This window comes from Variovorax sp. GW531-E2 (assembly GCF_059423125.1).
Genome location: NZ_JBWKXQ010000017.1, coordinates 1 through 23,313 on the forward strand (window position 1 = coordinate 1; position 23,313 = coordinate 23,313).

21 protein-coding genes and 1 other RNA gene are annotated in these 23,313 nt (G+C 69.9%); 12 read left to right on the top strand and 10 right to left on the bottom strand.

All coding sequences use genetic code 11. The annotated features are described in order from the left end of the window. Both AC07XP_RS12620 and AC07XP_RS12625 read left to right on the top strand, forming a co-directional pair. On the top strand, positions 1-521 hold a 521-nt coding region (locus AC07XP_RS12620), incomplete at its 5' end, for an EamA family transporter (RefSeq protein WP_495264864.1). A 50-nt stretch (positions 522-571) separates the two neighbouring features. Further along, positions 572-1,402 carry a TorF family putative porin gene (locus AC07XP_RS12625; RefSeq protein WP_495264865.1) on the top strand — a complete coding sequence of 277 codons (831 nt, stop codon included), beginning with the start codon at positions 572-574 and terminating at the stop codon, positions 1,400-1,402. Here the strand turns inward: AC07XP_RS12625 and AC07XP_RS12630 are convergent, their stop codons facing one another. After that, positions 1,403-2,407, bottom strand: coding sequence for a Bug family tripartite tricarboxylate transporter substrate binding protein (locus tag AC07XP_RS12630; RefSeq protein WP_095743580.1), 1,005 nt, complete (start codon positions 2,405-2,407; stop codon positions 1,403-1,405). Positions 2,408-2,517: 110 nt separating this feature from the next. Between AC07XP_RS12630 and AC07XP_RS12635 the strand changes: the two genes are divergently transcribed. From AC07XP_RS12635 to AC07XP_RS12645, 3 genes are all read left to right on the top strand, one after another. Beyond that, on the top strand, positions 2,518-4,200 hold the full coding sequence (locus AC07XP_RS12635) for an MBL fold metallo-hydrolase (RefSeq protein WP_495264866.1): 1,683 nt from the start codon (positions 2,518-2,520) through the stop codon (positions 4,198-4,200). Further along, the gene (locus AC07XP_RS12640; protein ID WP_354345787.1) at positions 4,197-4,925 is read left to right on the top strand and encodes an RNA pseudouridine synthase; all 729 of its coding nucleotides are present in this window, start codon (positions 4,197-4,199) and stop codon (positions 4,923-4,925) included. The genes AC07XP_RS12635 and AC07XP_RS12640 overlap by 4 nt, the downstream gene beginning before the upstream one ends. Before the next feature lie 85 nt (positions 4,926-5,010). Further along, complete coding sequence (locus AC07XP_RS12645) at positions 5,011-5,580, top strand: hypothetical protein (RefSeq protein WP_369631219.1); 570 nt, start codon at positions 5,011-5,013, stop codon at positions 5,578-5,580. A gap of 30 nt (positions 5,581-5,610) precedes the next feature. On the opposite strand, the gene AC07XP_RS12650 is transcribed toward AC07XP_RS12645, so the two are convergent. The 7 genes from AC07XP_RS12650 to norR all read right to left on the bottom strand — a co-directional run bounded on the left by AC07XP_RS12650 (position 5,611) and on the right by norR (position 12,993). Beyond that, positions 5,611-7,092 carry an efflux transporter outer membrane subunit gene (locus AC07XP_RS12650; RefSeq protein WP_495264867.1) on the bottom strand — a complete coding sequence of 494 codons (1,482 nt, stop codon included), beginning with the start codon at positions 7,090-7,092 and terminating at the stop codon, positions 5,611-5,613. Continuing rightward, entirely contained in the window at positions 7,089-8,009 is a 921-nt protein-coding gene (locus tag AC07XP_RS12655; protein WP_495264868.1) for an efflux RND transporter periplasmic adaptor subunit, read from the bottom strand. The genes AC07XP_RS12650 and AC07XP_RS12655 overlap by 4 nt, the downstream gene beginning before the upstream one ends. A gap of 37 nt (positions 8,010-8,046) precedes the next feature. Then, complete coding sequence (locus tag AC07XP_RS12660; RefSeq protein WP_495264869.1) at positions 8,047-8,253, bottom strand: DUF1656 domain-containing protein; 207 nt, start codon at positions 8,251-8,253, stop codon at positions 8,047-8,049. Next, the gene (locus AC07XP_RS12665; RefSeq protein ID WP_495264870.1) at positions 8,250-10,358 is read right to left on the bottom strand and encodes an FUSC family protein; all 2,109 of its coding nucleotides are present in this window, start codon (positions 10,356-10,358) and stop codon (positions 8,250-8,252) included. The genes AC07XP_RS12660 and AC07XP_RS12665 overlap by 4 nt, the downstream gene beginning before the upstream one ends. Beyond that, positions 10,359-10,817 carry a MarR family winged helix-turn-helix transcriptional regulator gene (locus tag AC07XP_RS12670; RefSeq protein WP_307583336.1) on the bottom strand — a complete coding sequence of 153 codons (459 nt, stop codon included), beginning with the start codon at positions 10,815-10,817 and terminating at the stop codon, positions 10,359-10,361. Between the two features lie 158 nt (positions 10,818-10,975). After that, positions 10,976-11,344: RNase P RNA component class A (rnpB, locus tag AC07XP_RS12675), an RNA gene on the bottom strand. A 59-nt stretch (positions 11,345-11,403) separates the two neighbouring features. Continuing rightward, the gene (norR, locus tag AC07XP_RS12680) at positions 11,404-12,993 is read right to left on the bottom strand and encodes a nitric oxide reductase transcriptional regulator NorR (RefSeq protein WP_495264871.1); all 1,590 of its coding nucleotides are present in this window, start codon (positions 12,991-12,993) and stop codon (positions 11,404-11,406) included. Between the two features lie 135 nt (positions 12,994-13,128). Between norR and hmpA the strand changes: the two genes are divergently transcribed. From hmpA to AC07XP_RS12715, 7 genes are all read left to right on the top strand, one after another. Continuing rightward, positions 13,129-14,313: an NO-inducible flavohemoprotein gene (gene hmpA, locus AC07XP_RS12685; protein WP_354345798.1), complete on the top strand. Its 1,185-nt coding sequence runs from the start codon at positions 13,129-13,131 to the stop codon at positions 14,311-14,313. Between the two features lie 115 nt (positions 14,314-14,428). Continuing rightward, positions 14,429-15,349 (top strand): cysteine synthase A, encoded by a 921-nt coding sequence (gene cysK, locus AC07XP_RS12690; protein ID WP_062478599.1) that lies wholly within the window; start codon positions 14,429-14,431, stop codon positions 15,347-15,349. A gap of 73 nt (positions 15,350-15,422) precedes the next feature. Then, positions 15,423-17,048, top strand: coding sequence for an NAD(P)/FAD-dependent oxidoreductase (locus AC07XP_RS12695; protein ID WP_495264872.1), 1,626 nt, complete (start codon positions 15,423-15,425; stop codon positions 17,046-17,048). A gap of 2 nt (positions 17,049-17,050) precedes the next feature. Beyond that, on the top strand, positions 17,051-17,608 hold the full coding sequence (locus AC07XP_RS12700; RefSeq protein ID WP_495264873.1) for a VUT family protein: 558 nt from the start codon (positions 17,051-17,053) through the stop codon (positions 17,606-17,608). Positions 17,609-17,719: 111 nt separating this feature from the next. Further along, complete coding sequence (locus tag AC07XP_RS12705) at positions 17,720-18,730, top strand: ProQ/FinO family protein (protein WP_495264874.1); 1,011 nt, start codon at positions 17,720-17,722, stop codon at positions 18,728-18,730. Between the two features lie 145 nt (positions 18,731-18,875). Continuing rightward, entirely contained in the window at positions 18,876-19,319 is a 444-nt protein-coding gene (locus tag AC07XP_RS12710) for a hypothetical protein (protein WP_070060167.1), read from the top strand. Further along, positions 19,316-19,861 carry a hypothetical protein gene (locus AC07XP_RS12715; protein ID WP_070060168.1) on the top strand — a complete coding sequence of 182 codons (546 nt, stop codon included), beginning with the start codon at positions 19,316-19,318 and terminating at the stop codon, positions 19,859-19,861. The genes AC07XP_RS12710 and AC07XP_RS12715 overlap by 4 nt, the downstream gene beginning before the upstream one ends. 91 nt (positions 19,862-19,952) lie before the next feature. On the opposite strand, the gene htpX is transcribed toward AC07XP_RS12715, so the two are convergent. Continuing rightward, on the bottom strand, positions 19,953-20,825 hold the full coding sequence (gene htpX / locus AC07XP_RS12720; protein WP_056575841.1) for a protease HtpX: 873 nt from the start codon (positions 20,823-20,825) through the stop codon (positions 19,953-19,955). Positions 20,826-20,984: 159 nt separating this feature from the next. Further along, the gene (locus AC07XP_RS12725) at positions 20,985-23,297 is read right to left on the bottom strand and encodes an IgaA/UmoB family intracellular growth attenuator (protein ID WP_495264875.1); all 2,313 of its coding nucleotides are present in this window, start codon (positions 23,295-23,297) and stop codon (positions 20,985-20,987) included. Between the last annotated feature and the right edge of the window lie 16 nt (positions 23,298-23,313).

Here is a 23,313-nt window from a genome sequence, read left to right on the forward strand (position 1 = left end):
GGCTGGCGGGCATCTGCCTGATCGTGGGCTTCGAGGCGCTGCAGGGGCTGGGGCATTCGCTGCTGGCGCAGCTGGCACTGGTGGTGGCCGCCGTCTGCTACGGCTGCGCCGCGATGTTCGGCCGCGTGTTCAAGGGCCTGGACCCGATGGTGCCCGCGGCCGGCTCGCTGCTGAGCGGCGCGGCCCTGCTCGTGCCCGCGAGCCTGGCGATCGACAGGCCCTGGACGCTCGCCCCCTCCGCCGCCTCGATGCTCGCCGTGCTGGCGTTGGCGGTGCTGTCCACGGCGCTGGCCTTCACGATCTACTTCCGGCTCATCAAGACGCTGGGGCCGATGTCGACCTCGGCGCAGGCCTACCTGCGCGTGCCCATCGGCGTGACGATCGGCGTGGTGTGCCTGGGCGAGACGCTGGCGCCCACGGCGTGGGTCGGGCTGGCCTGCGTGGTGGTGGGCGTGGTCGCGATGACGATGCCCGACACACAACTTTTGCGCCGGGGCCTTCGTTTTTTACGCGGCTTTTAGACCCGCGCTTCTACGCTGCCGGCTCCTCCATCCGTTAGCGAATTCTTTCGATGAAACACCTCCTTCGCACCGCCTTGCCGGTGCTCGTTCTTCCCACCCTGTTCGCCCTGCCGATGCTCGCGAACGCGCAGCTCACGGGCAACGTGGCGTTGACCACGAACTACAAGTTCCGCGGCCAGGACCAGGACATGCTGGGCAAGAGCGATTACGCGAAGACCCGCGGCTTCAAGCCCGCCATCCAGGGCGGCTTCGACTACGCCTTCGGCGACAGCGGCTTCTACATCGGCAACTGGAACTCCAGCGTCAACTGGCTCAAGGGCAACAGCATCGAGAGCGACATCTACGGCGGCTACAAGTTCAAGGCCGGCCCGCTCGACATGGACGTGGGCGCGCTCACCTACCTGTACCCGGGCAATTCGACGGGCAACACGACGGAGCTGTACGCCAGCGCGGGCTACACCGACGCCACGCTGGGTTCGTTCACGCTGAAGTACTCGCACACGGTGTCGAAGGACTACTTCGGCTATGCCGGCGCCAAGACCGGCTCGGGCCGCACGGGCCGCAACACCGGCTACCTGAACCTGGCCTACAGCAAGGAGATCGCGCCCAAGGTCACGCTGAAGGCGGCCGTGGGCTACACGAACATGTCGAGCGACATCCGCAGCCTGGGCTACAGGAGCTACGTGGACTACAACGTCGGCGCGACCTACGACTTCGGCAGCGGCCTCACGCTCACGGGCTCGGTACAGGGCGCGAACAAGAAGAGTTCGTACGTTTCCGTGGCCAACCCGGGCTACGACGTCGGTTTCGGCACCGTCGGCCAGACGACCTACTCGCCGAACAAGGCGCGCTTCATCCTGACGTTGACGAAGACCTTGTGATCAATCGATGCTGATGTTCGCCGCCTTGGCGACTTCGGCCCACTTCACGCGGTTGGCGTGCACGGTCTTCTTGAACTGGGCGGGCGACTCGATGCGCACGGTGTTGCCCTGGCTCTCGAAGCGCTCGCGGATCTCGGGCTGCTCGAGCACGGTCTTCACGGCGGCGTTGAGCTTGTCGACGATGTGGGCGTCGGTGCCCTTGGGCGCGAAGATGCCGAACCAGATGGCGCTGTCGAAGCCCTTGGTGCCGGGCAGGCCGCTGGAGGCGATGGTCGGCACCTCCTTCACGGCCGGCACCGCCGTGGCGGTGGTCACGCCCAGCAGGCGCACCTTGCCGGCCTTGTAGTGCGGCAGCACGGTCTGCACCTGGTTCATGATGCAGCAGGTCTCGCCGCGCACCACCGAGGTGATGGCCTCGGGGCCGCCCTTGTAGGGCACATGGACCATGTTCAGGCCCAGGCGCGAGTTGAACTCGGCAAAGGCCATGTGCGTGCCCGCGCCGTTGCCGGTGGAGGCGTAGTTGTACTTGCCGGGGTTGGCCTTCACCAGCTCGACGAACTCCTTGAGCGTGCGCACGTTGATCACGTCGGGGTTGATGGTGAGCACGTTCGACACGTCGAGCACGGGCGCCACGGGCACGAAGTCGGCCTCCACGTCGAAGGGCAGCTTCTTGTAGAGCGCAGCATTGCTGCCGTGCGTGGCGGCGGTGCCGAACGAGAGCGTGTAGCCGTCGGGCTTGGCATGGGCGACGTACTCGCTGGCGATGTTGCCGGCCGCGCCCGACTTGTAGTCGATGATCACGGGCTTGCCGAGCTGGCGCGACAGCGGCTCCTGGATGGCGCGGGCCACCACGTCGACGCCCGAGCCGGCCGGGAAGCCCATGATCAGTGTGACGGGTTGTTGCGGCCAGTCGGGCTGGGCCAGCGCCAGGGTCGATGCGGCAGCGGTGCAGAGCAAGGCGCCAGCGGCCAGCAGGGCGCGACGCGGGAAGGGAGAATGGGCCATGTCGGTCTTTCTTCGAGGCGGACGGTGCAGGCGCCGATTGTGGCGCGCGGCTGATATCTGTTTGCACATGTGCTTATGCACCGCGCCCCTTGCCTCTCCATAATCGCTCCATGGTCCGCCCCACACAACAACTCCACACCCATCGCGAACCGGTGCCCGTGCGCGCCGCCGCCACCGTCCTGCTGCTGCGCGACACCGACGCCGGCCTGGAGGTCCTCATGACCCGCCGCTCGGCCACCGCGAGCTTCGCGCCCGGTGCCTACGTCTTTCCGGGGGGCCACATCGACGCGGCCGACGCCGCCGCCGCGCGCATCGCGGCACGCCGCGCCACGCAAAGCGACACGCAACACACGCAGGCCATCGCCGCGATCCGCGAGGCCTTCGAAGAACTCGGCATCCTGCTGGCCCGCCACGCCGATGGCCGCGCGGTGAGTGCCGGCGAGGTCGCCGCCATGGACCGCAATGCCACCGCCGGCACGGCCTTCGCCGACCAGTGCGCCGCGCGCGGCCTGGTGCTGTCGGCCGACCAGGTCTTCACCTTCGCGCACTGGATCACCGACCGCGACCTGCCCAAGCGCTTCGACGTGCCCTTCCTGGTGGCACGCATGCCCGAAGGCCAGACGCCTACGGCCGACGAGAGCGAGCAGTTCGAGCCCTGCTGGGTGCGCCCGGCCGACGCGCTGGCGCGCCACGAGGCGGGCAGCTTCTTCATGATCTTCCCGACCATCCGCACGCTGCAGCGCATGGCGGCCTACGCGACGGTCGATGCGGTGCTCGCGGCCTGCGCGCCCGGAGCCGACGGCCAGGAGAAGCCGCTGTGGACCAGCTGCCCGCGCGCCGGCCTGCTTAAGGGCGAGGACGCGCGCTACATGGAACACGAATCGCCCTTCGGCGAGCTCGCGCTGGTGTGCCCCGACGGCCAGATCGCGCACGCGCTCGATTGGCAGAGCACGCAGCCCGTGGCGCTGCTGAAGAACGTGCAGCGCCTCACCGCGCCGAACCCCAGCGCCATGACCGGCCCGGGCACCAACACCTACCTCGTGGGCGACGCGGCCACCGGCTACCTCGTGATCGACCCGGGCCCGAACGACGCGACGCACCTGGCGCGACTGATGGAGGCCACACAGGGCGACATCCGCCTGATCGTCTGCACGCACTCGCACGCCGACCACTCGCCGGGCGCCGCGCCGCTGCAGGCGCTGTGCGCCGCAGGGCGCAAGCCGCCGATCCTCGGGCTGTCGTCCGCGCCCACGGCCCGTTCCACCGCACGCTTCAGTGCCGAGCGCGAGCTGGCCGACGGCGAACGGCTGGTGCTCTCGGGCACCGCGCCCGATGGCACGCCGCTCGTGCACACGCTGCGCGCCATCCACACGCCCGGCCACGCGGCCAACCACCTGTGCCTGGTGCTCGAAGAAGACGGCCTGCTGTTCTCGGGCGACCACATCCTCAACGGCAGCACGACGGTGGTCGATCCGCCGGACGGCGACATGACGGCGTACCTCGATTCGCTCGACAAGCTCGACGCGGCCTGCGCGGCCGGCGGCATCGACTTCATCCTGCCGGCGCACGGCTACGTGATCGGCTTTGCGCGCACCGCCATCGCGCACCTGAAGGCGCACCGCCTCAAGCGAGAGGCCAAGATCGCCGCCGCGATGCAGCGGCTGCCCGACGGCACGCCCGAGCAGTGGCTGCCGCTCGCCTACGACGACGTGCCCGAGCGCATGTGGCCGGTGGCGGCGCGTTCGCTGGCGGCGCATGTGGCGCGCATCCGTCAACTGGCCGACGCACGATGAACCGCTCGAACCGCCCCTCGGCACCCGACGACGAAGGCGTGCGCCTGGCCAAGCGCGTGGCCGCGCTGGCCCAGGTGTCGCGCCGCGAGGCTGAGCTGCTGATCGAGAACGGCGCGGTGCGCGTCGACGGCGTGCCCGCCCTGCTGCCGCAGTCGCGCGTGCAGCCACACCAGCAGGTCGAGATCGCCGCCGGCGCGCGGCCCGAGCCCGTGGTGCCGGTGACGATGGTGCTCTACAAGCCCGCCGGCATGCCGACCGACAACGCGCACCAGCTGCTGGTGGCCGCCAACCACCACGAGCCCGAGCGCGAGGGCCAGCGCTTCCTGCCGGCGCATGCGCGCGGCCAGCGCTGCATGACGCCGCTCGAAACCGGCGCCAGCGGCCTCGTGGCCTACACGCAGGAATGGCGCATCGAGCGCAAACTGCAGGAAGACGCGGGCATCCTCGAACACGAAGTGATGGTCGACGTGGCCGGCCCGGTGAGCCCCGAGGTGCTGGCGCGGCTGGAGCGTTCGCCCGCGCGCGTGAGCATCGGCCGGCAGTCGCCCGAGCAGACCGGCCTGCGCTTTGCACTGAAGGGCGCGCGGCCCGGGCAGATCGCGCACATCTGCGACGGCGTGAACCTGCGCATCGTCGCCATGCGGCGCCTGCGCGTGGGCCGCGTCTCGCTGGCCGGGCTGCAGCCGGGGCAGTGGCGCTACCTGGCGCCGAACGAGCGTTTTTGAAAGCGGCTTGAGGACGACGAGGCAGCACCGCAAACTGCCACCTGAAGACAGCGGCCCCGCGCCGCACACGGGAGATACCAGCACCATGAAGTTCGGCACACCGATCCGCACCCTGGCCTGCACCCTGCCCTTGACGCTGCTGGCGGGCTGCAGCTACCTCACGGCCCTGCTGTTCCCGGACGCGCCGGTCGGTTCGCCGACAGAAGCGACGACAGCCGCCCCGCCCGCCGTGGTTTCCAAGGACGGCCTCGCGCCGATCACCGCGGTGCAGGTGGAACGCATCCGCGAAGCCGTCGGCGGCAAGCCCCCGAGCCCCGCGGTGGGCAAGGTGGTGGGGAGCGCGTCGCCGACCATCGAATCCTTCTTGCGCACCGAAGGCTGCATCACGGCGCGCAACGGCGCGGTGCTCAACCCCTTCGCGGCGCCCGGCCGGCTGTTCGACGGCACGGGCTTCCAGGGCGGGCCGATGGCCGAGATGCAGTACCACGACAAGACCGCCTGCGTGACGGTGCAGCGCATCCAGAACTGGAAGCTGGTGTCGCCCCGGCTGCTGCGTTTCGACGTGGTCTACGTGGGCGACGACGGCGAGGAGCGCGCCATCAAGCGCCACGAGCTGACGCGCCAGCCCAAGGGCGGCTGGCTGTTCACTCGCTGAGCGTTGCGGCCGGCGAGCGGCACGTGCCGCTCAGCGGACGGTCGTGGCGGGCTTGCCTTGTTGGCCTTGCGCGACCGCGTCATCGGCCGGCTCCCAGCCGCCGCCGAGCGCCATGAACAGCACGACCTGGTCGTCGGCCAGTTGCGCCTCGCTGGCGGCCAATGCGGCGTCGGCGCCGGCCAGTGCGCGTTCAGCGTCGAGCGTGTCGAGGTAGGCGGTGCGGCCGTTGCGGTACAGCTGGCGCGCCTGCGCGGCGACCTTGGCGCTTTCGTCGCGCGAGGCCTGCAGGGCGGCGCGGCGGTCGAGCTCGCGGGCGTAGGTGCCGAGCGCGGTCTCGGTCTCGCGCAGCGCCGTGAGCACGGTGCCGTCGAACTTGGCGAGCGCGGCGCGCGTGCCGGCCTCGGCCTGTGCGATGCGGGCCTGCGCGGCGCCGGTGTTGGGCACGGTCCACGAGATCAGCGGGCCGACGCTCCAGGCCAGCGTGTCCTGGCGGCCGAAGCCGGTGGCATGGCCGGCCGACGAGCCCGACAGGCCCAGCGTGACCTTCGGATAGAGGTCGGCCGTGGCCACGCCGATGCGCGCGGTGGAGGCAGCGAGGCTGCGCTCGGCCTGGCGGATGTCGGGCCGGCGGCGCAGCAGCGCGGCGCCGTCGCCCACCGGCAGCGCGCCGGCCACGCGCGGCGGCGTGGTGCAGTCGGCCACCTCGCGCGGAAAGTCTTGGGGCAGCGCGCCGGTGAGCGTGGCCAGGCGGTAGAGCGCGCCCTGCCGCTGGGCCTTCAGCGGCGGCAGCGCGGCATCGAGCTGCGCGAGCTGGGCGCGCGCGCGGCCGGCGTCGATGGCGCCGGCGCGGCCCGCGCGCTGCAGGCGCTCGGTGACGTTCACGGCGTCCTGTTGCAGCGCGACCGACTTCTGCGCGATCTGCAGCCGCAGGCCGGCCGAGCAAGCTTCGGCGTAGGCGCGCGCGGTGCCGGCCGCGACGTTCACGCGCACGAGGTCGAGCGCGGCTTCGGCGGCCTGGCTGCTGGCGGCCGAGGCCTCGATGGCGCGGCGGATCTGGCCGAACAGGTCGACCTGGTACGACAGCGACGCGCCCGCGCTGTAGTTGAAGGTGTTCGGCGGCGCGTAGCCCTTTTGCAGCAGCGACAGGCCCGAGACATGGCCGAAGGACGGCCCGGCGTTCACGCCGATCGTCGGGTACTTGGCGCCGGCCACTTCGGTTTCGATGGCGCGTTCGCGCTCGAGGTTGGCGACGGCCTGGCGCAGGTCGGTGTTGTGCGCGAGGGCTTGGGTGACGAGCCGGTCGAGCAGCGGGTCGTGGTACAGGCGCCACCAGTGCGCGGGCAGCGGCGCAGCATGGGCCGGTGCTTCGGCGAAAGGCTTGCCGGCAGCCGGCTGGCTGGCCAGCGCTTCGGGCGGTTGCCGGTAGTCGGGGCCGACCGCCGCGCAGGCCGCGAGTCCGGCCGCGATGGCGAGCGAGGCCATGCGAAAGGCGAAGCGGGTCATGGCGGTCATCCCTTCTTCGGTGCGTCAGCAGTGCGGGTGTCGTGTTCGAGGACCTGCACCGTGACGGTCTGGCCGGCCACGAGGCGCGCGCCCTCGGGCAGCGGGTCGAGCTTCACGCGCACCGGGATGCGCTGCGCCAGCCGCACCCAGTTGAAGGTCGGGTTCACGCTGGGCAGCAGGTTGGCGCTGGTGGAGCGGTCGCGGTCGGCGATGCCGGCGGCCACGCTGTCGACCGCGCCTTCGAGCACCGCGCCGCCGCCCATCGGCGTCACGCGCACGCGGTCGCCCAGGTGGATGCGCGGCAGCTTGGTTTCTTCGAAGTAGCCCTCGACGTAGAACGACTGCGCATCGACCAGCGCGAGCACCGGCCGGCCGGCGGCGGCGTAGCTGCCCTGGCGCAGGTCGAGGTTGGTGACGAGGCCGTCGGCCGGCGCGCGCACTTCGGCGCGCTGCAGGTTCAGGCGCGCCGAGTCGAGCGCCACCTCGGCCTGCGCGACGGCGGCCTGGGCCTGCTCGACGCGGGCGCGGGTCTGTTCGCGCGACTCCTTCGACACCAGCTCATCGAGCCCCGTGTTGCGCGCGCTCTCGCGCTGGGCCTGGGCGCTCACGGCGCGCTGCGCGGCGAGCGCGGCCTGCGCCTGGCGCACGGCGAGGTCGTAGCGCGCGCGGTCCACCTCGAACAGCAGCGTGCCGGCGGCGACCGGCTGGTTGTCGCGGATCGGCACGGCCGTGACGAGGCCCGAGACGTCGGGCGCAATCTGGACCACGTTGGCGCGCACGCGGCCGTCGCGCGTCCACGGCGCGAGTTCGTAGTGGTCCCACAGGCGAAAGCCCGCCCAGACGGCGGCGGCCACCACGGCCACGGTGAGGAGAACGCGCAGCAGGCTCTGGGCCCGGGGGTTGTCTGCGAAGGGGTTGGCTTTCATGGGAATCTCTGTGTTGTTTGAGTTGTCATTGCAGGCGTCATTGCAGGTGTGTCGTGAGCCGGCTCAGGCCGTACAGCAGCAGCAGGTACAGCGCCATGTCGAACAGCGCCGGGTGCCACACCCAGCGGTACAGGCCGGTGGCGGCGAGCAGCCGGCGCACGCCCCACAGGGCGAGCAGCGCGGCGCCGGCCAGCAGCATGAGCCAGGGCACATAGAGCCCGTAGAAACTGGCTTCGCCGATCATGCGGAAGCTCCTTGCGGTGAAGAAGACACGCCTGCCAGCGAAGGCGGCGCGTCGGGGAACAGGTTGCGGCGCAGGCCGACCAGCGCGGTGACGGCGGCGCGCGACGCAGTCGAGGTGTCGCGCGCAGCGAGCACCGCCGCCAGCGCTTCATCGATCTGCGGCAGCAGCGCCGCCGGGCGCGGCGCCATGCGGCCTTCGCCGCGCTGGCGGAAGAAGCGCGCGATGCCGCCGAGCAGCGCGGCCGAGGTGGCCATCGGCAACTGGGCGCGCACGCGCTGCAACACGGCGATGTCGGCGCCCATGCGCAGGTCGCGCAGCGCGTCGTTGGCAGCCACGCCCTCGACGGTGCCGCCGGCCTGCGCGATGCGCGGCGCCAGCAGGCCGATGCGGTCGAGCATGCGCACGGCGTAGGCGTCGCTCTGCGCGTACTGCGGCTGGGTGGAAGCGGCCATGTCGCCGAGCTCGCGCCAGGTGGCGCGCTGGATGCGGCGCGCGCTCCAGTCGGCGCCCACCGAGCGCACCAGCCGCGTGACGCGCGCGGCCATCACCACGCCGACGATCTGGCCGGTCATGCTGTTGATGAAGCTCACGAGGTCGGCGCTGGCGGTGTCGTGCATCGCCAGCGTGCCCGACACGCCGAAGACCAGCGCCATCGCGGCCATGAAGTGCGTCGGGCGCGGCAGGTACAGGCCCAGCACCAGGAACAGCGGCGCGCAGACCAGCGCGAGCATGCCGAAGTCCTGCACCGTGGGCATGAGCACGAGCACGTAGACGGCCGAGATGGGAATGGACCACAGCGTCCACTTCAGGAAGCCGTGCATCGCGGGCACGGGGTCGTCCATGGTGGCGAAGAAGCAGCAGAAGACGGCGGCCATCATGGTGGCGGCCGAGCCCATGGTCCAGCCCGTGAGGATCCAGAACGCGCCGCACACGCAGATGGCGATGACGGCGGCCAGCGCCGACAGCAGCGCCATGCCGTGGTCGCGGTGCATCGCGCGCTGGCCCAGCGCGGCCGTGCGGCGCAGCGGCGCGCCGCCCTTCAGGCCTTCGTCGATGTCGCGGCGCAGCCGGGCGCAGGCGGTCCAGCCGTCGACCAGTTCTTCGAGCCGGCCCGCCAGGCCGATGCGCAGCGCGCGGGCCCAGGGGCTGAGCCCCGTGTCCTGCGCGGTGCCCAATGCGGCGATCGCCTGGCGCAGCGCCTGCAGGCGTGCAGAGGCGTCGACGGCCGGGTCGCTCTCGTCGCGCAGCCATTGCGCGGCCAGCGCCAGCACGGCGGTGACGTCGGGCGCGAGGCGGCCTTCGGCTTGCGCCAGCGCCTGCAGCCGGTCTTCGACGGCCGACAGCGCGGGCGTGAGCGCCGCCACGCGGTCCTGCATGGCGCGGATCGCGCCGGCGGTCCAGCGCAGGTGCGTGGTGTCGAAGGGCACGTGGGTCGAAAGAAGGCGCAGCTGCGTGATGTCGCCGGCGAGGCGCCGGCGGTCGTCGTCCAGGCGCTTGGGGTCGGCGTCCTTGGGGGTGCTGCGGTCGCCGGGCTGGAACAGGTCGCCGATCCACTGGCGCGCGTCTTTCAGCGTGCGGTCGAGCAGGCCCAGCACGGTGGGCGCGAGCCCGGCGGGCAGCACGAGGCTGTGGACCAGCGTGGCGCAGAAGATGCCCAGGCCGATCTCTTCCACGCGCGCCACGGCGGTGTCGAACAGCACGAGCGGCGTCTGCACCGACGGAAAGCCGATCAGCGCCGCCGTGTAGCCCGCGAGCATGAAGACGTACGAGCGCGGCGTGCGGTCGAGCAGCGACACATACAGGCACAGCCCGACCCACAGTGCGAGCACCAGCGTGAGCAGCTCGGGCGCGTTGGACAGCGCGGGCACCATGAGCACGGTGGCGACGCTGCCGATGAGCGTGCCGCAGAAGCGGAACACCGCCTTGGAGCGCACGGCACCGGCCAGCGGGTGGGCGACGACGTAGGTGGTCATGAGCGCCCAGAACGGGCGCGGCAGGCCGGCGCGGCTGGCCAGGTACATCGCCAGCATCGCGGCGGCGAAGCTCTTGACGGAAAAGAGAACTTCCGCGCGGGTGAAGCGCGGCAGCGCCATCGACATCGCCATTTACGAGCCGCGCCCTTCCTGCTGCAGGCTCTGCATGCCGGCGGCACTGCGGCCGAGCTTGGCCTCGAGCGCGCCGAAGACGCGCAAGGTGGCGGCGATGTCCTCGTCGGGAATGCCTTCGAACAGCGCGGCGCGCATCTGGCGCAGCGCGGCCTCGATGGGCTCGCAGACGGCGCGGCCCGCGGGCGTGAGGTGCAGCGTCTTGGCGCGGCGGTCGGCCGGGTCTTCGCGACGCTCGACGAAGCCGGCCTCGACCAGCTGGTCGAGCGAGCGCACCAGCGAGGGCCCTTCGATGCCCAGCGCCTCGGCCACCGTGCCCTGGCGCACGCCGTCTTCCATGCGCCCGAGCACCACGACCGGCCAGGCCAGCGTCTGCGACAGGCCGACATGCGCCACCGCCTTGTCGGCCGCCGCGCGGTAACCGCGCTGGAGCACCGACAGCGAGGTGCCGAGCCGCATCAGCGCGTGTTCGCGCAACGGGGAGATGGGTTCGGTATCGGCCACGGCGTTATCAATTAGTTAGCTTGCTAACAATTGTACGGGTTTCTACCGAGTCTTGCACGCAGCTGCTCACGCCATCAGCGCGCGGCCCAGGGAAAAGGGGGAGAGAAAGAAAAGTGTGAAGCTCGCCGATAAGCCGGATTCTGTGCACCGGAGCCCTCTTGCGAAGACCCCGGCGTGACCGCCATTACTCTGGGCCGTTTGTCGCCAAACGGCTCGATGCCACCTACCCGCCAGCTCAGCGGAACCACCTCGATACTGGCCTACTTGGTGTTGCTGCGCGCAGAGATTGCCCGTTTCACCCGAACTGAATCGGCTCGTCTCTGTTGCTCTGATCCTCACCTCACGGTGGAGAGTCGTTAACTCCTGCGCTGTCCTGTGCAGTCCGGACGTTCCTCCAGTGCGATCTTTCGACCCGATGCTGTTGCCCGAAGGCAGAGCATCGTCCCTTTCGGGCTTGCACCAGCGGCGGTCTGGCGTGCTTCACCTCTCGATTATCGCCCGCCCCATCAATGACCCTTCAAGCGGTGTCGCGCGCCGGTCGTCAGCCGGGCGTTTCGTGGTCGCCGGCCTGCACCAGGCCCAGCTTGCGCAAGGTCCGGTGGAAGTTGCTGCGGTCGATACCGGCCTCGCGCGCGGCGCTGGCCACGCGGCCGCCGTGGCGGGCCAGCACTTCCGAGAGCCAGGCCCGCTGGAAGGCCTCGGTCGCCTCGCGCAACGTGCCGCCAGCGATGGCAGGCTCCGCGTGTTCGTTCGCCGGCGCCTGCACGGGCGCTGCGACGGCGCTCCCCACGGCAGCGCTGTCCAGCGCCAGATGATGCGGTTCGATGGCCGTCCAGCGCGAACCGCGCGGCTGCTCCCTGAACGCCCGCAGCGAGGCGCGGCTGATCACGTGCTCGAGCTCGCGCACGTTGCCCGGCCAGCCGTGCGCCAGCATGGCGGCCTTCGACGCCGGCGAGAGCCGCAGGTTGCGCGCGCCCAGCCGGTGCTGGTTCTCCTCGAGAAAGCTGCCGGCCAAGACGAGCACGTCGCGCCCGCGTTCGCGCAGCGGTGCGACGACCAGCGGATAGACCGACAGCCGGTGGTACAGGTCGGCGCGAAAGCGCCCCTGCGCGATCGCCGCGGGCAGGTCGCGGTTGGTGGCCGCGATCACGCGCACGTCGACCTTGCGCATGCGGTCGCTGCCGGGGCGCTGCACCTCGCCGCTTTGCAGCACGCGCAGCAGCTTGGCCTGCACGCTCAGCGGCAGCTCGCCGACCTCGTCGAGAAAGAGCGTGCCGCCATCGGCGATCTCGAACTTGCCGTCGCGGTCCTGCACGGCGCCGGTGAACGCGCCGCGCTTGTGGCCGAAGAGTTCGCTGTCGGCCAGCGACTCGGGCAGCGCCGCGCAGTTGACCTGCACGAGCGGCTGCTCGCTGCGGCGCGAGCGCGCGTGCAGGCGCTGCGCGACGAGGTCCTTGCCGACGCCGGTTTCGCCGAGCAGCAGCACCGTGAGGTCGGACACGGCGACCGTGTCGATCTCGTGGCACAGCTGCTTCATCGCCGGGCTGCTGCCCAGCAGCTCGCGCGGCGCGCCACGCCCCGCACGCAGCGCCTGCGCGACGGCTTGCTCGCGCATCGCGCGCGCCTGCATCTCGCGGATCGTGTCGGCGGCCTCGATGCCGGTTTCGACGAGGGCGATCAGTGCTTCCATCTGCGCCGGGCCCACGGCATCGAAGGCGTGCGGTTCCAGCGCGTCCAGCGTCAGCAGGCCCCAGACGGCGCCGCGCAGGCGCAGCGGCGCGCCCATGCAGTCGTGCACCGGCAGGATGCCCGGCTGGCCGGCGACGAGGCCGTCGTACGGGTCGGGCAGGTTGCTGTCGTGGGCGAAGCGCAGGCCCCGTTCGCTGGCGAGCAGGCGCGCGAAACGCGGATGGGCGGCGACGGGAAACTGGCGCCCCAGGGTTTCATCGCTCAGGCCGTCGACCGCGACGGGCTTCAGCACGTCGACGTCGAGCTGCAGCAGCGCGGCGGCATCGCAGCGGACCAGCCCGCGCGCGGCGGCGAGCAGTGACCGGTAGCGGGCGGCCTCAGCTTCGGGCTCGGCCTCGGGTGGTGAGGCCTCGGTGGTCGAATCGACACGCAATGTGGTCATAAGTACAACGCCGAAGTTGTTGTGAATTTGACCACACCCAATAAATCCCCAATGGCGTCAAGCACTTGCAGAGGCCTTCCGGCTGGCACGGATCGTGAGAAGACAAAGGCATCTCAACAGAGGAAGCGCCAGACCATGAATCCGCAAACCATCGCCATCGTCAAGTCCACCGTGCCCGCGCTCCAGGCCCATGGCGAGGCCATCACCAGCCACTTCTACAAGATCATGTTCGAGGGCCATCCGCAGGTGAAGGCCTTCTTCAACGAGGCGCACCAGGCGGCCGGCACGCAGGCGCGCGCGCTGGCGGGGGCGGTCATCGCGTACGGCGCGCACATCGACCGACTCGAAGCGATCGCCGGCGCCCTGCCCCGCATCATCCAGAAGCACGCCGCGCTGGGCGTGCTGCCGGAGCACTACCCGATCGTCGGCCACTACCTGCTGCGCGCCGTGAAGGAAGTGCTCGGCGATGCCGCGACCGACGAGGTGATCGCCGCCTGGGGCGAGGCCTATGAATCGCTGGCGGGCCTGCTCATCGCCGCGGAAGAAGCGGTCTACAGCGCCAACGCGGCGCAACCCGGCGGATGGCGCGGCACGCGCGAGTTCCGCGTGGCCCGGCGCGAGGACGAGAGCGAGGTCATCACCTCGTTCTACCTGGAGCCCGTGGACGGCGGCGCGCTGCTGGCGTTCTCGCCGGGACAGTACCTCACGCTGGTGCTGGAGATCGACGGCCAGCCGGTGCGGCGCAACTACTCGCTGTCCGACGCGCCGGGCAAGCCGTGGTACCGCATCAGCGTGAAGAAGGAAGAAGGCGGCCGCGCCTCGAACTGGCTGCACGAGGCCGCCGCGGTCGGCACGCGGCTGCAGGTGCAGGCGCCGTGCGGCGACTTCGTGCTGCAGCCCGCGGGCGAGCAGGCGCGTCCCCTCGTGCTGGTGACGGGTGGTGTGGGCATCACGCCCGCCATGAGCATGCTCGAATCGGTGGCGCACACGGGCCGGCCGGTGCACTTCGTCCATGCGGCGCGGCACGGCGGCGCGCACGCCTTCCGCGCCCGCGTCGACGCACTCGCGCAGCGGCATGCGAACGTGAAGCCGCTGTATGTCTACGACGCGCCGCGCGACACCGACACGCCGCACGCGACCGGTTTCGTCACCCGCGAGCTGCTGGCCGGATTGCTGCCAGAAGACCGCGACGTCGACCTGTACTTTCTCGGACCGAAGCCCTTCATGCAGGCGGTGTATGCCAACGGGCTGGCGCTCGGCGTGCCGAAGCAGCAGCTTCGCTACGAGTTCTTCGGGCCGCTGGAAGCCCTGGAGGCCTGAACCGCAACGGCCTGCCATCCCCTCGTGCTGAAACGGTCGCGGGCCGGGTGCAACCCGGCCCAGGGGGCGCCACAATGCGCGCTGACCATCCGACCCTCGCACCCAAGGAGATTCCATGAAGGCCCAGAACATCCTCCAGACCATCGGCAACACGCCGCACATCCGCATCAACCGCCTGTTCGGCCATGCGAAGCAGCAGGTCTGGATCAAGTCGGAGCGCGCCAACCCCGGCGGCTCGATCAAGGACCGCATCGCACTGTCGATGGTGGAAGACGCCGAGAAGAGCGGCGCGCTGAAACCCGGCGGCACCATCGTCGAGCCGACCTCGGGCAACACCGGCATCGGCCTGGCGATGGTCGCGGCCGTCAAGGGCTACAAGCTGATCCTGGTGATGCCCGACAGCATGTCGGTGGAGCGCCGCCGCCTCATGCTGGCCTACGGCGCCACCTTCGACCTCACGCCGCGCGCCAACGGCATGAAGGGCTCCATCGCCCGCGCCGAGGAAATCGTGGCCGGCACGCCGGGCGCGTGGATGCCGCAGCAGTTCAACAACCCCGCCAACGTCGACGTGCACGTGCGCACCACGGCCGAAGAAATCGCGGCCGACTTTCCCGAAGGCATCGATGTGCTCATCACCGGCGTGGGCACGGGCGGCCACATCACCGGCGTGGCGAAGGTGCTCAAGAAGAAGTGGCCCAAGCTGCAGGTGTTCGCGGTGGAGCCCGTGGCCTCGCCCGTGATCTCGGGCGGCGCGCCGGCGCCCCACCCCATCCAGGGCATCGGCGCGGGCTTCATTCCGAAGAACCTGGACACCTCGCTGCTCGACGGCGTGCTGCAGGTCGACGCAGAGCCGGCGCGCGAAATGGCGCGCCGCTGCGCGGTCGAGGAAGGCATCCTGGTCGGCATCTCGTCGGGCGCGACGCTCGCGGCCATTGCGCAGAAGCTGCCCTCGCTGGCGCCCGATGCGGTGGTGCTGGGCTTCAACTACGACACGGGCGAGCGCTACCTGTCGGTCGAAGGCTTCCTGCCCGCCTGATCCAGCTACAAGTTTCATAGCGCCCCGGGCGCTTAAAATCGTCGGTCTGCTTGATAACCACAAGCCCCACGACATGCTGCGAATCTCCGAACTCAAACTCCCGCTCGACCACGCCCCAGAGGCGCTGGCCACCCTGATCGCCCGAACGCTCGACGTTCCGACCGAAGCGATCGCCTCCCACACCGTCTACAAGCGCAGCTTCGACGCCCGCAAGGTCGACCTGCTCACGGTCTACATCTGCGACGTGCAGGTGGCCGACGCCGCGCTCGAGGCCGCGCTGCTGGCCAAGCACGCCAGCCACCCGCACATCCAGCCCGCGCCCGACATGCGCTACACGCCGCCGGGTCAGGCGCCCGCGGACGCCACGCGCCCCGTGGTGATCGGCTTCGGCCCCTGCGGCATCTTCGCGGCGCTGATGCTCGCGAAGATGGGCTTCAAGCCCATCGTGCTCGAACGCGGCAAGACCGTGCGCCAGCGCACCCGCGACACCTGGGGCCTGTGGCGCAAGAGCGTGCTCAACCCCGAGTCGAACGTGCAGTTCGGCGAAGGCGGCGCCGGCACCTTCTCGGACGGCAAGCTCTACAGCCAGATCAAGGACCCGCGCTTCCTCGGCCGCAAGGTGATGGAAGAGTTCGTGAAGGCCGGCGCGCCGCCTGAAATTTTGTACGTCGCGCATCCGCACATCGGCACCTTCAAGCTGGTGAAGGTGGTGGAGAACATCCGCGAGCAGATCGTGGCGCTCGGCGGCGAGATCCGCTTCGAGCAGCGCGTGACCGACGTGCACATCGAAGACGGTCACCTGCGCGGCCTGACGGTGCTCGACCAGACGACCGGCCAGAGCAGCGAACTGCGCGCCGACCACGTCGTGATGGCGCTGGGCCACAGCTCGCGCGACACCTTCGAGATGCTGCACGCGCGCGGCGTGCACATCGAGGCCAAGCCCTTCTCCATCGGCTTCCGTGTCGAGCACCCGCAGGGCCTGATCGACCGTGCCCGCTGGGGCCGCCACGCGGGCCATCCGCTGCTGGGCGCGGCCGACTACAAGCTGGTGCACCACGCCAGCAACGGCCGCTCGGTCTACAGCTTCTGCATGTGCCCCGGCGGCACCGTGGTCGCGGCCACCAGCGAGCCGGGCCGCGTGGTCACCAACGGCATGAGCCAGTACTCGCGCAACGAACGCAACGCCAACGCGGGCATCGTGGTGGGCATCGACCCGAAGGACTTCCCCGGCGATGCGCTCGCGGGCATCGCGCTGCAGCGCCAGCTCGAAAGCAACGCCTACGTGCTCGGCGGCAGCAACTACCACGCGCCGGGCCAGCTGGTGGGCGACTTCATCGCCGGCAAGCCGTCGACCGCGCTCGGAAGCATCATCCCGTCGTACAAGCCCGGCGTGACACCGACCGACCTGCACCAGGCCCTGCCCGCCTACGCCATCGAGGCGATGCGCGAAGCCTTCCCGGCCTTCGGTCGCAAGATCAAGGGCTTCGACACGCACGACGCCGTGCTCACCGGCGTGGAAACGCGCACCTCGTCGCCGATCAAGATCACGCGCGGCGACGACTTCCAGAGCCTCAACGTGCGCGGCCTCTACCCGGCCGGCGAAGGCGCGAGCTACGCGGGCGGCATCCTGTCGGCCGGCGTGGACGGCATCAAGGTGGCCGAGGCCGTGGCGCGCAGCGTGCTCGGCAGCGCCGTTTGACGATGCACTTCCACCGTCCCACCACCGGCCAGCTGGCCGTCGCCACGCTGGCGATGGCCGCCGTGGTGCTCGCGTCCAACCTCCTGGTGCAGTTCGCCATCAACGACTGGCTCACCTGGGGCGCCTTCACCTACCCGGTGGCCTACCTCGTGAGCGACCTCGTCAACCGGCGCTTCGGCCCCGGCATGGCGCGGCGCGTGGCGTGGGTCGGCTTCGCGGTCGCCGTGGCGGTGTCGCTGCTGCTGGCGCCGGCGCGCATCGCCGCCGCCTCGGGCCTGGCCTTCATCGCCTCGCAACTGCTCGACATCCGCGTGTTCGACCGCCTGCGCCGGGGCCTGTGGTGGCGCGCGCCGCTGGTGGCCACGGTGATCGCGGCCGTGCTCGACAGCATCGTCTTCTGGGGCATCGCCTTCGCAGGCACCGACGGCCCCTGGCTCACCTGGGCGCTCGGCGACCTGGGCGTGAAGCTCGGTGTCGGTGTGCTGATGCTGCTGCCGTTCCGGCTGCTGATCGGGAGGCAGGTCCCTGACCGAGGTGACCGAGGCACTGCACGCGCATGACCATCCGCCCTGACAATACCCGCAGGATGTTCCGACCGCGCTGACCGCGCGGGACCGGTTGTTCTTTTTCTTCCCTTTCCATCCCCTCGCGCCCATCGCCGAGCCTTCCGTATGACCGACGCATCCACCGCCGCCCCGAACACGAACTCGCGCAACGCACGGCGCCAGCGCCCGGACATGGCCGAGCAGCTGCAGCAGCTGAAGGCCGGCGCGGGCAGCACCGACGCAGGCGCTGACGCGTCGGCGGCGCAGCCCGCCCCCGCGCAACAGCAGCAACAACGCCCGCCGCGCGCCAAGCAACAGCGCCCGCATGGGCAGCAGCAGCCGCAGCAAGGGCGCAAGCCGCGCGGACAGCAGCCGCAACAGCAACAACAGCCCGAAGCCCAGCGCGCACCGCGCAAGGTCAACCCGGTGCTCGAGCGCCTGTTCGAGCTGTACCCGCAGCTCTTCGGCGCGCGCTTCGTGCCGCTGAAGCTCGGCGTGTACGAAGAGCTGATCGCGCGTCATCCCGAAGACTTCAAGGCCGAAGACCTGAAGATCGCGATGGGCCAGCATGCACGCTCCACGCGCTACCTCGAGAGCGTGGCCGCCGGCCATGCGCGCCACGACCTGGACGGCAACGCGCTCGACCCGGTCGCGCCCGAGCACGTGCACCACGCCATCCTCGAGCTGCACCGCCGCCGCTCGCACCGCAACCCCGGCGAAGACCTGCGTCCGCAGCTGGTGACGCGCATCGCCAAGGCCATCGAAGCCTCGGGCCTCGACCACGAGGCCTATGCCGTGCTGGTGCGCTCGCGCGATGCCAACAACAACGCCGTCGTCGACGAAGCCCTGGCCGAACTCGCCCAGCAGGCCGCCAAGCGCGAAGCCCTGCTGCGCGCCTTCGAAGCCAGCGGCCGCAGCGAGCAGGAGTTCGCCGACATGTACGGCATGAAGCCGGGCGACGTGACGCGCACGCTGCAGCGGGTGCGGGACGACAAGAAGCGGGCCGAGGCTGCGGCAGAGGCCGCCGCCGCTGCGGCCGCAGCGGCACCGGAAGCAGTACCAGAAGCTGCGCCGCAAGCCGCCGAATCCGCACCGGACACGCCCGCGTCCGACGAGCCTGCCGCCACCGGCAATTGAACGGCCTGAAGCGCCCAGAAGGCTGCAACTGTGCAGTCTGACTGCGGCGCGGCGAATTTTTCGCCAGGGATCGGCGCTCAGGAAACGTTTTTACACATTTCCAGCTACATTCCTTCGGCCCATTCCGGGCGGAGGAGAAGTTCATTTGAAAAGAGTCATCAGGCTGCTTCTCGCGGCCGTGGCTGTTTCCGTGTTCGCGAGCGGCTGCGCGGTCAACCGCGCAACAGCGACCGTCGATCCCTCGGCAAATCTCGACAAGCTGCGCGTGGTGCAGGTCAGGAAGCTCGAGGGTGAAGACGGCACGCTCCAGAAGCTGATTGCCGGCAATCTGCGCAAACGCGGTTTCGAGGTCACGGAAGAAGCCAAGCCCCCCGAGCCAGTCGACGCTGTCGTCACCTACGTGGACAAGTGGATGTGGGACATCACCATGTACCTCGTCGAGCTCACCGTCACGATCCGCGAACCGAAGTCCGACTACCCGTTGGCCACCGGCAATTCGCTCCACACCTCCCTCACACGCCTCTCGCCGCCCGAAATGGTCGACGAAGTGGTCGGCAACATCTTCAAAGAATCGGACAAGACCAAATGATCAACACCACCACCCTTCGCCGCGCAGGCGCCCTGGCCGTTCTCTCCGTCGTCGTCGTGCTCGCGGGCTGCGCCTCGTCGGCCAACCGCGAGGCCATGACGCCCACCAGCATCGCTTCGAGCAAGAAGCTGCCCTACTCGGTGTCGGTGAAGACCGGCGGCGGCAATGAAACGAACCCGCTCTGGAGCTCGGACATCACCAACGAAGACCTGGGTGCCGCCATCGAGAAGTCGGTCACGCAATCGGCCCTGTTCAAGGAAGTCGTCAAAGGCAAGAGCGGCGACTACGAGCTGTCGGTCTCGATCGTCAAGCTGACCAAGCCCACGTTCGGCGCCGCGTTCACGGTCGACATGGAAGCGGGCTGGTCGCTCATCAAGACCTCCGACAAGTCGGTGGCGATGCGCCAGGTCATCAAGTCGACCTACACGGGCGGCGCGTTCGACTCGCTCGTCGGCACGACCCGCCTGCGCATGTCGGTGGAAGGTGCCGCGCGCAACAACATCAAGCAGGGCCTGGAAGCCGTCTCGGCGCTCAACCTCTGAGCGAACGACACACCGTTCTTCGGTGAATGAAAAAGGGGCTGGTGAATCACCAGCCCCTTTTTCTTTGTGCCGCTGCGCGGCCTGTCCGTGCTCAGCGCGCGTTCTGCAGCGCCGCGATGCGCTCTTCGATCGGCGGGTGCGTGGCAAACAGCTTGCCCATCGCGCCCGTGATGCCCATGGCTTCCACGGCCTTGGGCAGCTCGCCGGCCGGCAGGCCGCCCAGGCGCGCGAGTGCGTTCATCATCGGCTGGCGGTTGCCCATGAGTGCGGCGGCGCCGGCGTCGGCGCGGAACTCGCGCTGGCGCGAGAACCAGGCCACCACGATCGCGGCGGCGAAGCCGAGCACGATGTCCAGCACGATGGTGCTCACGTAGTAGCCGATGCCGGGGCCCGACGAGCGGTCGTCGCCGCGGCGCAGGAAGCTGTCGACCGCGTAGCCGATCACGCGCGAGAGGAACACGACGAAGGTGTTCATCACGCCCTGGATCAGCGTCATCGTGACCATGTCGCCGTTGGCGATGTGCGCGACTTCGTGGCCGATGACGGCCTCGACCTCTTCACGCGTCATGCCCTGCAGCAGGCCGGTGGACACGGCCACGAGCGACGAGTTCTTGAACGCGCCGGTGGCGAAGGCATTGGGCTCGCCTTCGAAGATGCCGACCTCGGGCATGCCGATGCCGGCCTTGTCGGCGAACTTGCGCACGGTGCCGACGATCCAGGCCTCGTCGGGCGACTGGGGGTTGTCGATCATGCGCAGGCCGGCCGTCCACTTGGCCATGGGCTTGCTGATGAGCAGCGAGATGATCGCGCCGCCGAAACCCATGACCAGCGCAAAGCCGAGCAGCGCCGTCAGGTTGAGCCCGTTGGCCGTGAGAAAGCGGTTGACGCCGAGCAGGCTGGCGACCACGCCGAGCACCGCGACGACCATCACGTTGGTCAGGACGAACAGAAGGATACGTTTCAAGTTGAATTCTCCGTGGGGAAATCTGCCCCCTTAGATAAGGGCCCCGGGGCCCTCTTCAAGCCGCGCGCGACGGGGAGGCCCTCGGTGTTGCTTCCGGTGGAGCCATGATAGGAGCAAAAGTTCTGGCGCCCCGATATTCCCCGCAGGAGTCAAGGCCTGTCAGAAAAGGCCGCTGGTGCCCGGTGCCGGGCGGGTGGAGATGTCGGCCTCGAGCCGGGCGCGACGGCGACTGCCCTGCGTCCAGCGCAGTGCAAACAGCACGCCGTTGACCAGCACCAACCCCGCGGCGAACAGCCACCAGAGCACATGCGCGCCCGCTGCGGTCATGCGCGAGGCATCGAGGCTCGGGTCGACGCGCACCCACGGCGTGCCGGTGGTGTCCTTGCCGCTGGCGGTGACGAGGCCTTCGAGCGTGAAGGGCTTCAGGCCTTCCGCGGTGGCATTACGCTGCAGACGGGTCCAGCGGGCGAGCAGGGAACTGTCGGTGTCGTCTTCGGCGACATCGGCCACGGGCGCGCCTGCGGCCGACACATCGTCACTTCCTTCGCCGGGCGCCTGCACCCGCGCGTTGCCGATGCGGGTGGGAGATGCCAACAGCACGCCGCCCTGGGCGGGCACGATGGCCGGAAGCGCAGCCTCGATCTTCGCGGCCACCACGCTGTCGACCGCTTGCGCCAGCGCACGCTGCACGGACGCCAGCTGCTGACGCGACAGCACGAGGTCGGCGTTCTCCTTCCCCGCTGCCGCGCTGGTCGCCAGCGCCTGCCAGGTGTTCACGGGCGTCTCGACGCCGTCCTTGTCGACCGTGGCATCGATGGCGCGCACGAGCTCGCGCTGCAGGCGCTCGCAGGCGGCGGGCGACAGGCCCGCGGCGTCCTTGCAGGCGGCGTCGATCATCGCCACCGAGCGGTCGAAGCCGCGCACGGTCAACGGCACGCTCTCGCGCGCACGGTAGGCCGCGAGCGGGTCGGAGGCCTGTCCGCCCATCTGCTGCATTCGCAGCATCGCGATCAGGCTGGCCATCGCGTGATTCTCGGTGGCGCGAAGAAAACCGGGCTCGGCGAGCGCCAGCACGCTGGGCGGGATGTCGAGCGCGGGGATGACGGGCGCGGTGCCGTTCCAACGCACGAAGCTGCAATCGATGGCGGGCACGCCGCTGTGGTGTTCTTCGGCACGGCCGCTCATGTCGATCTCGCACCGGCCTTCGCCTTCCATGCGCGCGCGGCTGCCCCACCGCGGCGGCTTGTCGGCGAGCTGCCCGGCATCGCCATAGGTGGCCGTGGCACCGCCATTCGTGAGCCATTGCGCGGCCAGTGCGGCCTCGCCGCGCGGGTCCGGTGCCGACAGCGCGACCGCGCCGATGGCCAGCAGGCCGATGACCAGATGCAGCAAGTGCCGCCCCCAGTACGCGGGCCGGAAACGCCGCCATTCGTCGGCCACCGACCACTTGTCGCCGAAGCTCACGGCGCTGTAGTCGCTGGTGCGCAGCTCGGCTTCGATCACCTCGCCGTAAGGGACCGACGCCGTCGTGCGCCAATGCGAAGGCAGCACCAGGCTCAGCTTGTCGCCGATGAACAGCCCCACGTTCTGGACCGACGCGTTGCTGGCGTTGACCACCGCGATCTGGTTGAGCATGCCGCGCACGCGGTTCACCGGCTGCGGTTGCCGCACAGGCGCCGTCGCCGGTGGCTTGCGCACGAACAGCCACGCGGCCCACAGGCCTACGAGCAGGCCTGCGCCCATCAGGTAGACGCTCACCGCCTGCGTGGCGTCCCAGGTAGCGGCCCACAACAGCACGAAGGCGAGCAGCCAGGCGAAGGCCGAGGCCCAGCCGCCGCGCCCCACGCGGCTCTCGACCTCCTCGGGCGTTTCGGTGCGCTGGCTCAGGATGTCGACTTCGCCGCGCTGGTAGCGCGCGCTCGGGTCAGTCGCGACGGATGCGGCCACGGCTTCGGGCACGGCCGCACCGGTGTCTGCGCCGACCTCGTCCAGGGATGGAAGCGCACCGATCTCGCCGCGCTTCCATTGCTGGTCCTGCGCCTGCTGGCGCTGCGCGCGCTGTCGGCCTTCGAGCAGATCGAAGCCGTTCAGGCGGATCACGACGGCGCACTTTCCGGCCAGCACCACCAGCGCCTGGTTGTGCGGCTCGATGTAGTCGATGGCGTCGTAGGGCAGCAGCACATCGACATCGCCGATGGTGTCGTGCTCGGTGGACGAGCCCTGCGTCGACAGGCCATGGCGCAGGAACACACCGCTGAGTTCGCGCACGTTGTCGTCGACCGTGAGCTTCTGCCCCATCAGGAAGGGTTGCAGTGCCGATTTTTCTTCGTCGGTGATGCGACGCAGCACCGGTGCATTGCGGAAGTCCTTCAGGGCACTCCGGTTGTCGGAGCGTCGCGACATGTAGACGATGAAGCTGTAGATCCCGTAAAGAATCAGCCCCACCTTGAGCACGATGATGATGGTGTCCATCTTTTTGACCTCTCCC

Bases quoted from the DNA above. Each gene is read 5' to 3' on its own strand.
- AC07XP_RS12630 (WP_095743580.1), bottom strand. From the start codon at position 2,407: ATGGCCCATTCTCCCTTCCCGCGTCGCGCCCTGCTGGCCGCTGGCGCC.
- AC07XP_RS12640 (WP_354345787.1), top strand. From the start codon at position 4,197: ATGAACCGCTCGAACCGCCCCTCGGCACCCGACGACGAAGGCGTGCGC.
- AC07XP_RS12695 (WP_495264872.1), top strand. From the start codon at position 15,423: ATGCTGCGAATCTCCGAACTCAAACTCCCGCTCGACCACGCCCCAGAG.
- AC07XP_RS12655 (WP_495264868.1), bottom strand. From the start codon at position 8,009: ATGAAAGCCAACCCCTTCGCAGACAACCCCCGGGCCCAGAGCCTGCTG.
- hmpA (WP_354345798.1), top strand. From the start codon at position 13,129: ATGAATCCGCAAACCATCGCCATCGTCAAGTCCACCGTGCCCGCGCTC.
- AC07XP_RS12650 (WP_495264867.1), bottom strand. From the start codon at position 7,092: ATGACCGCCATGACCCGCTTCGCCTTTCGCATGGCCTCGCTCGCCATC.
- AC07XP_RS12670 (WP_307583336.1), bottom strand. From the start codon at position 10,817: ATGCGGCTCGGCACCTCGCTGTCGGTGCTCCAGCGCGGTTACCGCGCG.
- AC07XP_RS12645 (WP_369631219.1), top strand. From the start codon at position 5,011: ATGAAGTTCGGCACACCGATCCGCACCCTGGCCTGCACCCTGCCCTTG.
- AC07XP_RS12660 (WP_495264869.1), bottom strand. From the start codon at position 8,253: ATGATCGGCGAAGCCAGTTTCTACGGGCTCTATGTGCCCTGGCTCATG.
- AC07XP_RS12705 (WP_495264874.1), top strand. From the start codon at position 17,720: ATGACCGACGCATCCACCGCCGCCCCGAACACGAACTCGCGCAACGCA.
- AC07XP_RS12665 (WP_495264870.1), bottom strand. From the start codon at position 10,358: ATGGCGATGTCGATGGCGCTGCCGCGCTTCACCCGCGCGGAAGTTCTC.
- AC07XP_RS12635 (WP_495264866.1), top strand. From the start codon at position 2,518: ATGGTCCGCCCCACACAACAACTCCACACCCATCGCGAACCGGTGCCC.
- AC07XP_RS12715 (WP_070060168.1), top strand. From the start codon at position 19,316: ATGATCAACACCACCACCCTTCGCCGCGCAGGCGCCCTGGCCGTTCTC.
- AC07XP_RS12700 (WP_495264873.1), top strand. From the start codon at position 17,051: ATGCACTTCCACCGTCCCACCACCGGCCAGCTGGCCGTCGCCACGCTG.
- AC07XP_RS12725 (WP_495264875.1), bottom strand. From the start codon at position 23,297: ATGGACACCATCATCATCGTGCTCAAGGTGGGGCTGATTCTTTACGGG.
- AC07XP_RS12625 (WP_495264865.1), top strand. From the start codon at position 572: ATGAAACACCTCCTTCGCACCGCCTTGCCGGTGCTCGTTCTTCCCACC.
- cysK (WP_062478599.1), top strand. From the start codon at position 14,429: ATGAAGGCCCAGAACATCCTCCAGACCATCGGCAACACGCCGCACATC.
- norR (WP_495264871.1), bottom strand. From the start codon at position 12,993: ATGACCACATTGCGTGTCGATTCGACCACCGAGGCCTCACCACCCGAG.